Source organism: Pseudidiomarina sp. PP-1MA (genome assembly GCF_041200125.1).
GTDB classification, from domain to species: domain Bacteria; phylum Pseudomonadota; class Gammaproteobacteria; order Enterobacterales; family Alteromonadaceae; genus Pseudidiomarina; species Pseudidiomarina fusca.
This window is the reverse complement of record NZ_CP165718.1, coordinates 1,822,283-1,836,601: the sequence shown is the minus strand read 5'-3', so window position 1 is coordinate 1,836,601 and position 14,319 is coordinate 1,822,283. Positions and strand designations below refer to the sequence as shown.

At 45.7% G+C, this 14,319-nt stretch carries 16 protein-coding genes; 15 read left to right on the top strand and 1 reads right to left on the bottom strand.

The genetic code is table 11. The features are described 5' to 3' along the window. Positions 1 to 217: 217 nt before the first annotated feature. The 11 genes from rnr (at position 218) to dnaB (ending at position 9,142) form a co-directional block, all read left to right on the top strand. Positions 218 to 2,572 carry a ribonuclease R gene (gene rnr / locus AB8S08_RS08745; RefSeq protein WP_369742523.1) on the top strand — a complete coding sequence of 785 codons (2,355 nt, stop codon included), beginning with the start codon at positions 218 to 220 and terminating at the stop codon, positions 2,570 to 2,572. A gap of 29 nt (positions 2,573 to 2,601) precedes the next feature. Then, on the top strand, positions 2,602 to 3,345 hold the full coding sequence (gene rlmB / locus AB8S08_RS08740; RefSeq protein WP_110076171.1) for a 23S rRNA (guanosine(2251)-2'-O)-methyltransferase RlmB: 744 nt from the start codon (positions 2,602 to 2,604) through the stop codon (positions 3,343 to 3,345). Further along, entirely contained in the window at positions 3,338 to 3,766 is a 429-nt protein-coding gene (locus tag AB8S08_RS08735; protein WP_153826731.1) for a hypothetical protein, read from the top strand. Before rlmB ends, AB8S08_RS08735 begins: the two co-directional genes overlap by 8 nt. Before the next feature lie 137 nt (positions 3,767 to 3,903). Further along, positions 3,904 to 4,278, top strand: a complete 375-nt coding sequence (gene rpsF, locus AB8S08_RS08730; protein ID WP_110076173.1) for a 30S ribosomal protein S6 — start codon at positions 3,904 to 3,906, stop codon at positions 4,276 to 4,278. A 34-nt stretch (positions 4,279 to 4,312) separates the two neighbouring features. Continuing rightward, the gene (priB, locus tag AB8S08_RS08725) at positions 4,313 to 4,615 is read left to right on the top strand and encodes a primosomal replication protein N (protein ID WP_110076174.1); all 303 of its coding nucleotides are present in this window, start codon (positions 4,313 to 4,315) and stop codon (positions 4,613 to 4,615) included. A 10-nt stretch (positions 4,616 to 4,625) separates the two neighbouring features. Continuing rightward, positions 4,626 to 4,853: a 30S ribosomal protein S18 gene (rpsR, locus tag AB8S08_RS08720; protein WP_006956988.1), complete on the top strand. Its 228-nt coding sequence runs from the start codon at positions 4,626 to 4,628 to the stop codon at positions 4,851 to 4,853. Between the two features lie 43 nt (positions 4,854 to 4,896). After that, positions 4,897 to 5,349, top strand: a complete 453-nt coding sequence (gene rplI / locus AB8S08_RS08715; protein WP_110076175.1) for a 50S ribosomal protein L9 — start codon at positions 4,897 to 4,899, stop codon at positions 5,347 to 5,349. 154 nt (positions 5,350 to 5,503) lie between these two features. Next, a complete protein-coding gene (locus AB8S08_RS08710) occupies positions 5,504 to 6,076 on the top strand; it encodes an RNA polymerase sigma factor (RefSeq protein ID WP_369742522.1) in 573 nt (190 codons plus the stop codon). After that, a complete protein-coding gene (locus AB8S08_RS08705) occupies positions 6,060 to 6,605 on the top strand; it encodes a hypothetical protein (protein WP_369742521.1) in 546 nt (181 codons plus the stop codon). Before AB8S08_RS08710 ends, AB8S08_RS08705 begins: the two co-directional genes overlap by 17 nt. Before the next feature lie 26 nt (positions 6,606 to 6,631). Continuing rightward, positions 6,632 to 7,582, top strand: a complete 951-nt coding sequence (locus AB8S08_RS08700) for a DUF4097 domain-containing protein (protein ID WP_369742520.1) — start codon at positions 6,632 to 6,634, stop codon at positions 7,580 to 7,582. Between the two features lie 129 nt (positions 7,583 to 7,711). Next, positions 7,712 to 9,142 (top strand): replicative DNA helicase, encoded by a 1,431-nt coding sequence (dnaB, locus tag AB8S08_RS08695; RefSeq protein WP_369742519.1) that lies wholly within the window; start codon positions 7,712 to 7,714, stop codon positions 9,140 to 9,142. Between the two features lie 26 nt (positions 9,143 to 9,168). Here dnaB and zur read toward each other — a convergent pair whose 3' ends face one another. Then, on the bottom strand, positions 9,169 to 9,612 hold the full coding sequence (zur, locus tag AB8S08_RS08690) for a zinc uptake transcriptional repressor Zur (protein WP_110076179.1): 444 nt from the start codon (positions 9,610 to 9,612) through the stop codon (positions 9,169 to 9,171). 76 nt (positions 9,613 to 9,688) lie between these two features. On the opposite strand from zur, the gene AB8S08_RS08685 reads away from it, so the two are divergent. From AB8S08_RS08685 to AB8S08_RS08670, 4 genes are all read left to right on the top strand, one after another. After that, positions 9,689 to 11,221 (top strand): amidase, encoded by a 1,533-nt coding sequence (locus tag AB8S08_RS08685; RefSeq protein WP_369742518.1) that lies wholly within the window; start codon positions 9,689 to 9,691, stop codon positions 11,219 to 11,221. Positions 11,222 to 11,283: 62 nt separating this feature from the next. Continuing rightward, positions 11,284 to 12,348, top strand: coding sequence for a tRNA dihydrouridine(20/20a) synthase DusA (gene dusA, locus AB8S08_RS08680; protein ID WP_153826737.1), 1,065 nt, complete (start codon positions 11,284 to 11,286; stop codon positions 12,346 to 12,348). Between the two features lie 165 nt (positions 12,349 to 12,513). Next, on the top strand, positions 12,514 to 12,819 hold the full coding sequence (locus AB8S08_RS08675; protein ID WP_369742517.1) for a hypothetical protein: 306 nt from the start codon (positions 12,514 to 12,516) through the stop codon (positions 12,817 to 12,819). A gap of 189 nt (positions 12,820 to 13,008) precedes the next feature. Further along, positions 13,009 to 14,253, top strand: a complete 1,245-nt coding sequence (locus tag AB8S08_RS08670; RefSeq protein ID WP_258306617.1) for a dipeptidase — start codon at positions 13,009 to 13,011, stop codon at positions 14,251 to 14,253. Positions 14,254 to 14,319 lie beyond the last annotated feature (66 nt).

Here is a 14,319-nt window from a genome sequence, read left to right as displayed (position 1 = left end):
TTTTCAAACTTAGGATCTAGCTATCTTTCATTGAATCTAAAGCCTCGCCCTCGCAGTCACAATGAAGGCCAATAATCTTCTCTTTTCAATTCAAATCGTGGCATATTGCTTAAGTAACTAGCGTGACAGTCTTGATTAGCGCGGCTACTATGGAAATCTGTTATAATGCCCGCAATTACCCTGTTGCAACAAGGCTAACATGGGATATCGAGGAATTATGAGCACTAACGACCAATCATCTAATGCAGATACCATTCAATACGAAGTTGAAATCCCTTCTCGTGAAGAGCTTTTACATGCTGTCACAGCTAGATTAAAGCCGATAAGCTTTGATGAACTTGTCAAACATTTTAACTTGGCTGATGAACGGCAACTCGTTGGGATGAAACGTCGCTTGCGCGCGATGGAACGAGATGGCCAATTAATTTATACCAAAGCCAATGCTTATGGTTTACCAGAGCGAATGAGCCTAATTAAAGGACGTATTATTGGTCATCGTGAAGGTTTTGGTTTTTGTCGCCCAGACGAAGGTGGTGCAGACTTATTCATTCCTCACCACCAAATGTATAACGTTTTGCATGGCGATATTGTGTTAGTGCAGCAGCAAGGAACAGATAGCAAAGGTCGAGCCGAAGGACGCATTGTCCGCGTGATTGAACCGCGTTCAGGAGATATCGTTGGGCGTTATTTTGTTGAACACAATATTGGTGTGGTGGTACCAGATGATAGTCGTATAAGTCAGGATCTTATCATCCCCGAAGGCCAAGCAAATGGCGCTCGACATGGGCAAATTGTCGTAGCTGAGGTGACGCAACGACCAACTCGACGGAGTAGTCCAATTGGCACCATAACTAAAGTCTTGGGCGAGCATATGGCGCCTGGAATGGAAATTGAAATAGCCATTCGTGAACATAATATCCCAACGCAATGGTCATCAGCAGTTTCCCAAGGGTTAGAAAGCTTTGGAGAGGACGTGCCAGCTGAAGCTTATCAAGACAGGAAGGACCTGCGTAGCTTACCGCTGATCACAATCGATGGTGATGATTCGCGTGACTTTGATGATGCGGTTTGCGCAGAACCGCATGGTGACGGTTGGAAGCTGTGGGTTGCCATCGCGGATGTGAGCTACTATGTAAGACCTAATAGTGCGTTAGACAAAGATGCCTTAGAGCGGGGAAATTCTGTTTATTTTCCGAACTTTGTCGTACCTATGTTACCGGAGAAGCTGTCTAACGGGTTATGTTCGTTGAATCCTAACGTAGACCGCCTATGCATGGTGGCGGAAATGACAATCAACAAACGAGGCAAATTAACGCACTCAGAGTTCTATCCTGCCGTGATGAAATCCCACGCCCGGTTAACTTATAACAAAGTAGCCGCAATATTGGCTGGGGATCCGACATTACGCTCTGATTATGCTTCAGTTTTAAGCAACATCGAGCATTTGCATGACTTATATAAGATACTTAAGCAAGCACGACAGCAGCGTTCAGCAATTGAGTTTGAAACTCTTGAAACGCGATTTATTTTTAATGCTCAGCGTAAGATTGAATCGATAGAACCTGTTCGCAGGAATGTAGCTCACACCATCATCGAAGAATGCATGATTATGGCGAATGTAGCGACGGCACGCCTGATTGAGGGCGATGATGAGGCGGGTGCACTATTTCGCATCCATGAAACTCCAAGCAGTGAAAAGTTAACGGCATTTCGTGGCTTTCTAGCGGAACTGGGGCTGCGCATGAAAGGTGGTGATGAGCCTAGTCCACGAGATTATGCGGAGGTGCTTAAACAAGTTGCTGAACGTCCTGATGCAGAATTGATTCAAACCATGTTGCTTAGATCGATGCAGCAAGCAGTCTATAGTCCTGATAACGTTGGTCATTTTGGCTTAGCGTTAACTGAATACGCTCATTTTACCTCACCGATTAGACGTTACCCAGATTTGATTTTACATCGGGCAATTAAAGCCATATTAAAAAAACAGCAAGGACCTTCGCCCGCCTTGAGCGGTGCTTGGATGTATCCAGACGAGCAATTGGATCATTTGGGTGAGCACTGTTCAATGACGGAGAGACGTGCTGATGATGCTACTCGTCAAGTGGATGAGTGGCTTAAATGCGAATTTATGCGCGACCACGTGGGGACTGAATTTACTGGCGTTATTGCAGCGGTAACTAATTTTGGCTTATTTGTTCGGATTGATGACTTACAAATTGACGGACTAGTGCATATTAGTAACTTGGATAATGATTATTATCACTATGATAGTGCGAAACATTTATTGATAGGGGAGAACAGTCGGCGGGTATTTCGGTTAGGTGATAAAGCTCGCATCCGGGTAAAATCAGTTAACCTTGATGAACGTAAAATTGATTTAGAATTACTCTCAGCGGAGAGCCCAACAGGGGTAACTCGCATGAATGAATCGTCTCCCCGAGCGTCACGAGATGGCACCTTAGCCCCTAACAAAAAAGTCAAAAAAGCAAAAAAAGAGAAAACAAAAGCGCGCATTAAATCCAAGCGCAAACAAAAAGAATCAGCACGTAAGGCGCGCAAACCTCAACGCTGATGGTCCTGTTTTATATCGATGAGTGAGTTATGAGTAAAAAAATAACGATTTTTGGAATGCACTCTGTGCGTGCTATTCTTGAACAACATCCTGAACGACTGGTTGAGGTTTTCGCTACTCGTGAGCGCCAGGATAAGCCTTTACAAGACTTGGTAAGTCAAGCGCAGCGATTGGGATTACGGGTACAGTTTGTGCCCAAAGCAACCCTCGATAAAAAGGCTGACAATGGCAATCATCAAGGTATTGCTATTACCGCTTTAGAAGCTCCACAGTTGACTGAGAATGATCTTGATGCGCTTTGTGCAAAAGCTGGCAAAGCTGCTTTGTTTTTAGTTTTAGATGGAGTAACCGATCCGCACAATTTAGGTGCGTGTTTGCGTACTGCTGATGCCGCGGGAGTAACCGCGGTGATAGCTCCAAAAGATAAATCAGCCTCACTCAACCCTACGGTGCGCAAGGTTGCTAGTGGTGCAGCAGAGACAGTTCCTTTTGTCCAGGTTACTAATCTTGCGCGTACTTTACGTCAGTTACAAGAAAACCAAGTGTGGGTTATTGGCACCGCCGGTGAAGCGAATGATAGTGTCTACCAAGTTGATTACACGGGGCCTGTGGCGATAGTGATGGGAGCCGAGGGCGACGGTATGCGTCGTTTAACTCGTGAAACTTGTGATCAACTGATAAAAATTCCATTGCTAGGTAGCGTAAGTAGTTTGAATGTCTCCGTTGCTACTGGAGTTTGTTTGTATGAAGTAGTGAGACAGCGTCATGTTTAATCGTCGCCGTATTCGTCCCATTATTATTTCGCTAATCATTATGGTGTTGCTGGCGTTGGCTTGGTTACCTACCGGTGACTTGCTCCCTGAACAGCGCAGTAATAAACCATTTTTATTTATCAGTTATAGCACACCAGTGCCGAATAATAATGCGCTACAAGACGTGTTGTTTGATGTGCAGCAGCGTCTTGAACAACGCCATGAATGGAAGCTTATCGATGAGCCGGCAGATTATGCATGGCAATTAACGGTATCCGTTAGCCAACCCGATAATCTTGAATTATTAGGTGAACTTACAGGTCCTAATGCGGATCTTCAACGCTTTAAGATTCAAGGGCGCCCAGAAGCTATGGGAGCATTACCGGAGCAGTATGTAAAAGTATTGATAGATCTAGTAGAAGCCGGAGATAACGCACAATGATGCTTGTGATTGTGTGCTTTTTCGGCTAAGATCCCGCCGCTTAAATCAGTCTGAAGTATTCATTCATCTAAAAAGCGTTCCTTGCTGCTGAGGGTGTGACTGAGCCCGTTAGTAGCTATGAACCATAAGGAGCAGAAATGCGTCATTATGAAATCGTATTCATGGTCCATCCAGACCAGAGCGAGCAAGTACCTGGCATGATCGAGCGTTACAGCGAGACCATCAAAGCAGGTAACGGTACCATTCATCGTTTGGAAGACTGGGGCCGTCGTCAATTGGCTTACCCAATCAACAAGTTGCACAAAGCACACTACGTGTTGATGAACATCGAAGCGACTGCTGAAGTTGTAGACGAGCTAGAAACAGCTTTCCGTTACAACGATGCGGTTTTACGCAACATGATCATGCGCAAGAAAGAAGCTGAATCTGAAGCATCTGTTTTGAGCAAGAAAGATGAGCCGCGTAAAGCTGATAGCCGCAACGAAGAGCAAGACGACAACGACGCAGCGTAAGCTGATAATCGTTGTGTCTACTATTGTGTAGTCTGTGCAAAATCACTTTGTTGTCAGTGGTGCAGTTGTTAAACCACCGCAATTAACCCACAGTCCGGCTGGCATTAGCCACTTGAAATTTGTTTTAGAGCATCGCTCAGAACAAATAGAGGCTGGATTACCACGACGTGCCTATGTACGCATGGTCACCGTAGTGAGTGGGGCATTAGCAACACAATGGGCAAATGAATTAAACGTTGGAAGTGACATACAAGTTTCAGGTTTTTTGAATCGAATAGAAGATAAAAACGGTATTGGTAAACTGGTATTGCATGCCCAGCAACTTGTGAAGATTTGAGGAGACCATCATGGCTCGTTTTTTCCGTCGCCGTAAATTCTGCCGTTTCAAGGCTGAAGGCGTTAAAGAAATTGATTACAAAGATATCGCTACTCTGAAAAACTACATCACTGAGAGTGGCAAAATCGTTCCTAGCCGTATCACTGGCACTTCTGCGAAGTATCAGCGTCAGTTGGCGCGTGCAATTAAACGTGCACGTTATTTGTCTTTGCTGCCTTACACTGATTCACATCAGTAAGCCGGCATTGCGAACGATCTCAAGAACTCAGAGGTAGCGAACAATGGAAATTATTCTGTTAGACAAAATTGCCAACTTAGGTGGCCTGGGTGACCAGGTTTCTGTTAAGTCTGGCTACGCACGTAACTTTTTGTTCCCGCAAGGTAAAGCAGTTCCTGCAACCGCTGCGAACATTCAAGTTTTCGAAGAGCGTCGGGCTGAATTAGAAGCTAAATTAGCTGCTGACTTAGCTGCCGCTCAAGAACGTGCAGAGAAAGTAAATGCATTAGAGCCAGTAGTTATTAGCTCAAAAGCTGGTGACGAAGGTAAACTGTTTGGTTCAATCGGTACTCGTGATATCGCTGATGCGGTAACTGCTGCAGGTGTTGCGGTAGTAAAATCAGAAGTATTGTTACCGAACGGCACGTTACGTGACGTTGGCGAATATGACATCGAGTTGCACTTGCACTCGGACGTATTTGCAACCGTTAAATTGCAGGTTGTTGCTGAAGATTAATTCAGCTGCTGCAAGCAAACTAGAAAAGCTGTCCATTTGGGCAGCTTTTTTTTTGGATTTTTTATGACGCATTGTAAACCTTACATCAGTAACGTGCGACATACTGATTAACTTAATAAGAATCGCTGTACAAAATACCAAGATAGGATTTCCCGTGACAGCTCAAATTTTAACAGCACCATACTTTGATGACCCAGATGTAAAGCTTGCGCAGCAGGCCGGACAAGGCGATTTGAAGGCGTTTCGTGAAATATATGAACGGCATCATCGGCGTGTTTACGGTTTGGTGATGCGTCTTGCAGGTGATTTGGATACGACGAATGATGTGACCCAAGAAGTGTTTATTCAGCTATGGAAGCACTTAGCGAGTTTTCGCGGCGAAAGTAAATTTAGTACTTGGCTGTATACCGTCGCTACGCGCGTCGTCATAACTGAGTTGCGTAAACAAAACCGTCGTGTACAGCAGTTGCAGCTGGTCGGAGACGGACAAACTGAATTCGAACAGAACTTGGTACATAGTGATGGGCCAGATTTGGGGCGCCTTGATGGTTTGATTCAGCGACTGCCCTTGCAAATGCGCTGGGTGTTTGTTCTGCATTGCCTAGAGGGAATGCGTCATGAAGATGTAGCCGAAGAGTTAGGAATAGCGATAGGCACCAGTAAAGTTCAGGTGCACCGTGCCAGAGCGTTATTAGAGGAGTGGTTAAGCGATGACAACGCCGAATAATAGTTCAAGCAACGCATTAGATTCGTTGATAGACGAAACGATGCGAAATGGTGGTGAGATAACGCCACCCAAAGACTTGTGGCGTGGCATTGAGGCGAGTATTAGCCGACAACAGCTCGGTTCGCAGTTGCAAGTAAATAATAACAGACGTTGGGTGATAGGTGTTGCTGCGTCATTATTCGTTGCCATCGGAGTGTTTATGGGTACTCACCATGTGCAAATGTTGAGTCCAGGTAACAGGTTGCAAACCGAGGCGCAGATGAAATTGCTGACGATGGTAACCCAACAGCACCAGCAACAGCGTGAGTTGCTATTAAGCAATTACCAAAATGCCGGTTTTACGCCCTCATTTAGTGAATTAGAAGTAGAGTTACAACAACTACGTGAAGCAGCAATTAAAGTGACTCAGCAACTGCAGCAAGAGCCGAATAATCTAGAGCTATGGAAGTTTTTACAGTGGTTGCACCAGCAGGAGCTTGAGCTATTGAAAACTATGTATATGCAGCCGCGCAGTTATCGGCAGGTTTAAACAAAGCACAATAGAGGAATGTATCAATGAACAAATTAATTCAATTAGCCATGGTCGGCACGTTATTACTATTACCGAATTTAGCTTTAGCCAAAGGTGAACCGATAAACCAGAAACTTGAAATACCTGCCAATACGCGGGTCGTGATTGATACGATGCGCGGCGAGGTTGACGTACGTGGCACTGATTCAAATATCGCTGAGGTGGTAGGTAACCTTGATGAAAGCGCGGAAGAATTTATTTTCGAACTGAATGGCAACACCTTAACTATTCGCGTGAAAATGCCAAACGATGGCAACTTCTCAAACAGCGACGGTAATGATTTGAGAATAACCTTACCGAAGACCGTGAGAGTTGAAGCGCAAAGCGTTTCGGCTGACTTTGTTTTTAATCGTTTTACGGGCAAGGTGATAATTAACAGCGTTAGTGGTGATATTACAACTTCTTATTTAACCGGTGGGGTGAATTTAGAATCGGTAAGTGGTGACATTAAGGGACGAGAATTAGCCGGTGAAATCACCTTAAACAGTGTTAGTGGCGACATAGAAGATCAGGGGAGTGATAGTTCGCGTGCAACATACGCCACTGTTAGCGGTAACGTAAAAGCTAAGACTAATGCTCGTGTAGTGCGTGCTGAAGGGGTATCAGGTGATGTGCAACTAACCCTGGCTCATGTCGATTCACTAGACATTAATAATGTTAGTGGAGACGTTAATGTAAATACAGCTCTAAATGAAAGCGCACGAGTGAATGTAGAAACCGTGAGCGGCGATACGACGATACAATTAGGCAAGGTTATTCATGCCGATATTGAAGTGCGCACAAGCGCCGGTGGTAACATCATTAACCGCTTGAATGGCGTGAAAGCGGCAGAAAGTAAGTTCGGATTAGGACAAAGCCTGAAACTCGAGCTTGGCGAACGCAACAGCACAGTGAGTCTGAACAGTGTAAGTGGCAATATTGTTTTACATAAGTAAATGAATTAACGCCAATGTCTCAGAGCCAAGCTAAGCAAATCAGTAAATTTATGCTGATTTGCTTTCTTCGCGCTCGCTGATTTTGTATAGTCTCAGGTGAATTATTCATCTTCACTCACTGAGAGATACATGGCAGAAAAGCGCACTACCAAGCAAGCCTGGCAGGGACAGCAAAAGCTCAAAGACGCCAAGCTTGATGCAATAAAAACCCCTCCACATTCCATTGAAGCAGAACAATCCGTATTGGGTGGACTGATGCTGGATAACCAAGCGTGGGATACTATTGCTGGGGAGTTAATTGCCGATGACTTCTATCATCGCGGTCACCGCTTGATCTATCGTGCTATGCATCATTTAGCCGAGCGAAGCCAACCGATTGACTTAATTACGGTATCAGAAGTACTCGAGGCAAATAATGAATTGCAAGATGTGGGTGGTTTTGCCTATCTAGGTGAAATTGCAAAAAACACCCCGAGCGCAGCTAATATTAGGGCCTATGCACAAATTGTGCGTGAGCGAGCGATTTTGCGCGAGATGATCGCCGTTGCAAATGATATTGCTGAAGCTGGATTTGATACTCAGAATCGTACCAGCGCTGAGTTACTTGATATGGCTGAAACAAAGGTTTTAGCTATTGCTGAGAAGCGTACTAGCGAAAATGATGGGCCCCAAGCTATCTCTCCGATTTTGGCCAGAACTATTAGTAAAATTGAAGAGCTTGGTGCTATTAAGAATCATAATGGCGTAACTGGTGTTGCTACTGGCTTCTTAGATTTGGATCAGATGACAGCAGGTTTGCAACCATCCGACTTAATTATCGTGGCAGCACGGCCATCGATGGGTAAAACAACCTTCGCCATGAATTTAGTCGAAAACGTTGCCATGAGAAACGATAAACCGGTAGTGGTTTTTAGCCTAGAGATGCCTGCAGAACAAATCATGATGCGGATGATGGCGTCCTTAAGTTCTGTCGATCAAACTAAGGTTCGGACCGGCCGGTTGGATGAACAGGAATGGTTGAGAATTGCATCAACAGTCAATATTTTAAAAGAAAAGAATAATATTTATATCGATGATTCGTCTGGTCTGACTCCGACTGAAGTGCGTGCTAGAGCACGACGTATCCACCGCGACAATGGTGGTTTAGGCTTGATTATGGTGGATTACTTGCAGTTGATGACGGTACCTGGAATGTCTGAAAATCGGACGCTAGAAATAGCAGAGATTTCGCGCTCCTTGAAATCGTTAGCGAAAGAATTGAAAGTACCTGTCATTGCCTTATCTCAGCTTAACCGTTCACTCGAGCAGCGTTCTGATAAACGTCCGGTGAACTCGGATTTGCGCGAGTCTGGCTCAATTGAGCAAGATGCCGACGTTATCATGTTTATTTATCGAGACGAGGTTTATCACCCAGAATCAGAAGAGAAGGGGATTGCCGAAATCATCATAGGTAAGCAGCGGAATGGTCCGATAGGACGGGTTAAATTGAAGTTTAAAGGGCAGTTTTCAAGATTTGATAATTTGGCCAAGATGGATATACCAGACGGGCCAGACTATTAATTGATTGAGCTAGCAGTTGGCAACTGCTAGCTCACGCAATCTCGACAGAGACCATGAGCCTCGATGGTTTGTGATACGACCACAAACCCTTGGTCTTCTGCTTGTTTACGCAAAGCCTCGTAAACCCCATCTGATTGAATTTCTTGTACCGCACCACATTGCTCGCAAATCAACATTTGTACTGGATGCTGATGATCAAAATGAGAGCACAAAACGTAGCTGTTTGAGGACGTGATTTTGTGCACAAAGCCCTGTTCTTGAAGAAAATCAAGAGCACGGTAAATGGTCGGTGGTTTAGCGTTAGGTACAGCCGCTTTAAGCTTGTCCAATAAATCGTAAGCTCCGATAGCGCCTTCTTGACCTGCTAAGATTTCAAAAACTTCGCGCCGTGCGGGCGTTAGTCTAGCCCCACGTTGTTCGCATAATTTTTCGGCCTTGTTTATCAGGCGTTGGGTTTCTTGTGTGTTCATGCAACGAAGTTTATCATCGCTTATGGATACGGCAAAGTATAACCTTTCATCAAACGTTTCGTGCTAGGAAAAATCAATGAGAATAATAAGAACATTAAGCACTGCCTTGGCTTTTGTTGCTTTGTTAACGACAGCACAAGTTCTGGCGCATGAGCGCACTATTTCTGATATTCAGGCAGAATTTCAATCGGGTAAGCTCACAAGCGTAGCACTGGTTGAAGAATATTACGCTACCATTAAAAAGCACAACTCCGACGGTGCTGATCTACGTGCTGTGATTAGTTTAATCGATTTAGATACCTTACGAGAGCAGGCGCGGCAGTTGGATAACGAGCTAGCTGCTGGTCATAGTCGCGGTGAATTGCACGGTATTCCGGTATTGTTGAAAGATAATATTGATACCGCAGACGGTCTCGCCAATACTGCCGGTTCGTATTTATTACGTGATCATATGCCCCCTGATGATGCCTTTATTGTGCAACGGCTTAGAGCAGCAGGGGCGATTATTATGGGCAAAGCCAATTTAAGCGAGTGGGCCAACTTCCGCTCCACCAACTCGGCATCGGGGTGGAGTAGTTGGGGCGGCTTAGTTAAAAACCCTTACGATACTAGCCGTACAGCTTGTGGGTCGAGCTCGGGTTCGGCGGTTGCAGTTAGCGCTAATTTCACAGTACTGGCCGTAGGAACTGAAACCGATGGTAGCCTTATTTGTCCGGCAGCTATCAATGGAATTGTCACTATTAAACCTACGGTCGGATTGCTTAGTCGCGACGGTATTATTCCTATCTCTGCGAGCCAGGATACAGCCGGGCCTATGGCTCGCAATGTCACAGATGCGGTGTACATGCTTGATGCGATGGTAGGAAAAGATTCGGCTGATAGCGCCAGTTTTGCTCCGACAGCAAATTACAGTCGTCATTTGCGTGTCGATGGCTTGGCTGGGAAACGTATTGGTGTGGTGCGAGAGTTGATGGGCTACAACCAGGCGATGGATGCTATTTTTACTGAGCGTTTAGAACAACTAAAAGAAGCCGGCGCAGTTATAGTGGACGACGTGAAATTCCCACAGGGACGTAACTGGGGTAACGACGAGTTCGCCGTTCTCTTATATGAGTTTAATCAAGGCATGACAGAGTACTTTGCCGCTAGCCCCCATACGCAGTATAGCTCGCTGCAAGACCTGCATGATGCAAACATAGCCCATGCTGAAACGACCATGCCTTGGTTTGGGCAAGAACTCTTTACTATGGCGCTAGCAGCTACGGATAAAGAGGCTTACCTAACGGCGAAGAAAAGTGCACGAGAAAAAGCTGGTAAATTAGCCATAGATGCCGCTATGGCTGACTATGATCTTGATCTACTAATTGCTCCATCGGTGTCGCCAGCTTGGAAAATTGACTTGATCAATGGCGATAACTTTAGCGGGTCAGCCAGTGGTGCTGCAGCTGTCGCTGGTTATCCACATATCACGGTACCCATGGGATTTGTCGAACATTTGCCGGTAGGAATGAGTTTTTTTGGGACCGCAAAATCTGAACCTATCCTGATTGAAGCCGCCTATGCTTTTGAGCAGATAAGCCAAGCTCGTCGCGCACCTGTCTTGCGGTAGTAGCAGGCAAAGGGTGCTTCAAGGTATACTATGGGGCTAATGTATTAACAAGAGTTAGCCCCATGTCTGAGCTGTATCACTCGCCTGCTGGTCCATCCCCTGAAGTTGCCAACGCATATGCGTGGAACCGTCTCGTTTCCGTAGCCCCGATGCTGGATTGGACGGATCGCCACTGCCGTTACTTTCATCGACTGCTAAGTCAGCAGGTGGTGCTCTATACCGAGATGGTGACCACAGGTGCAATCATTCATGGCAAGGGCGATTTCTTACGATACGCTGCTGCTGAACAACCGCTGGTGCTGCAATTGGGAGGTAGTGATCCGGCTGCGATGGCGCACTGCACAGCCGTCGCTGCAGAACGTGGTTATCAAGAAGTGAATATTAATGTTGGTTGCCCATCAGATAGAGTTCAAAATGGTAGTTTTGGCGCCTGCCTCATGGCTGAGCCAGAAACCGTTGCCGCATGTGTTGCAGCCATGCAAGCAGCGGCACCAGAGACGGTGATTTCGGTTAAAACGCGGTTAGGTATAGATGAGCATGATAGTGACGACTATTTACAGCGTTTCTTAGAGCCGGTGATGGCTGCTGGGTGTCAATTTTTCACTCTACACGCCCGCAATGCGTGGTTAAAGGGCTTAAGCCCAAAACAAAATCGAGAAGTACCACCGTTGCGCTACGATCGTGTTTATCGCATGAAAGAGCGCTATCCCCAGTTACATATAACGTTGAACGGCGGGGTAAAGACTGTTGCTGAGATTCAACATCATTTAGAGTTTGTTGATGGTGTGATGATTGGCCGCGAAGCTTATCAAAATCCCACGCTACTTACTGAGTTTGATGCTCTGTGTGGTGACAGCCATCGCCCTGACTTACAACAAGTGATAGCGCAAATGGCTGACTATACTCAAGCCCATGTGGCTGAAGGCGGACGGGTCTGGCATGTTGTAAGGCATATGTTAGGACTGTTTCAAGGTGGCCCCGGTGCTAAACGTTGGCGTCAGGTCTTAAGCCAATACGGGCCTACAGCTAGTGATGCGCATGAGCTGTTGCAAATGGCTCTGCATGAGGTTGAAATAGCTCGTGAAAGAATTGCTCAAAAAATGGCGGATTACGCTAACGGTAGTTAAAAGTTGACATTAATTCTCAGCAAAGGCACTCCATCATCAGGGTGCCTTTTTTATTTATCTTTATAAAATACCTATTAATCATTGGTTTATGATAGTTGGCATGCTCTTTGCTTAAGTCTTAGTACCGAATCGTCGGTTTCACAATGGTACAAAAGGAGATAAGCAATGAAAACTTCAGTAACTATGTTGGTAGCATTAGGTGTCTTAGTAAGCCAGCTCTATGTAGGTGCAGCATCTGCACAAACAGCGGATCAAACCACCGATAATGTAGCGGTCGAACCGTTACTAACTGAATTAGTTCATGCCGAAGCACAAGCTGTTAGTAGCTCAGTAAAGCAAGCAGCTGACAACGAACTCTTAGATTGGGTTAATGATATTAAGGTATCCTTGTCATTGCCTGCAATTGTTCGTAGTGCCGCTGATTATGCCAGTGAGATGTTGCCTAGCTTAACTGGTCAGCAGCCAGAATAAGGTGGTGGCATGCAGCAGAGTATCTTAGTTATGTTAATGATTGCGCCGGTAGTTGGTACCGTTGTTGCCGGTGCGGTCGTTACAGTTTCAGCTGCGGTGAGCGCCGGTAAATCTGAGTGATTGGAGATTAGAGCTGTGGTAGGCTGATGTTCCACCGCTCATAATCATAACAACAGAGGATACTGCCGCGTGAATAAATCCGTTACTTTCACTTATAGCTTGGCAGCACTTGGCGTAGCCAGTTTTCTTGGTCTAAGTGCTAGCAGCGCACTTGCACATGATGGTAAAGAAGGCCACAAACATTATACCGCCAGCGCAAAAGCGCATCAGATTGCGCAACAGAATTTAATTATTGATACCCATATTGATGTGCCTTATCGCTTAAAAAAGGATTGGGAAGATGTCACCAAGGCCACGGCTCGCGGTGATTTTGATTACCCGCGCGCCAAAGCAGGCGGTTTGAATGTACCTTTTATGTCCATTTACATTCCCGCGAATTTAGAGCGCACTCCCGGTGCTAGTTATCAGCTCGCGCATGAGTTAATTGATAGCATGGAAGCCCTTGCCTATCGAGCTCCAGGTAAATTTGCCCTAGCGGCAAGTGTTGACCAAGTGATGCAGCAGCAAGAGCGTGGCGTTATTTCTATCGCAATGGGGATGGAGAACGGCTCTCCGATAGAGGGTGACCTTAACAATTTGGTGAAATTCTACAACCGTGGCATTCGTTATATCACCTTAGCTCACAGTGAATCTAATCATATTGCTGATTCATCTTACGACATTCGCAAGCAGTGGAATGGTCTTAGCCCGTTCGGTAAAGAATTAGTAACAGCCATGAATGAGATTGGAGTGATGATAGACATATCTCATGTCTCCGATGATGCGTTTTGGCAGACCATCGAGTTATCCAAAGTGCCGGTCATTGCCTCGCATTCCTCCTTACGTAAATACACTCCCGGTTTTGAGCGAAACATGAGCGACGATATGATCAAAGCGCTCGCCGAAAACGGTGGAGTGATTATGATTAACTTCGGCTCATCTTTTGTAACCCAACAAGCCAACCGCTATGGTGCCATGATTCGTGGTCAAATCGAAAAAGTCCAAGAGCAATATGGCGCGGACTCTGATGAAGCCAAGCAGCGTATAGCTGAGCTACGAGCTAAAAACCCTTATCCGTTTGCTACCTTAGAACAGGTACTTGATCATATTGACCATGTGAAAAACCTTGTGGGTATCGACTATATCGGCATAGGTTCGGACTATGATGGGGTGGGTGATTCTCTACCTGAAGGCCTAAAGGATGTGTCGAGCTATCCTAATTTGGTGCAAGGTCTTTTAGACCGTGGTTACAGCGAAGCAGACATCGAAAAGATTCTCTACAAGAATTTTGTTCGAGTATGGCGTGAGGTAGAAGCCTACGCTGCTGCGAACTAACAGCGTTGCTCGTTGCTCGTCCGTTTGCGTTGCTCACTGTTCGGGTTTGGTTTTTCGAACAGCGTG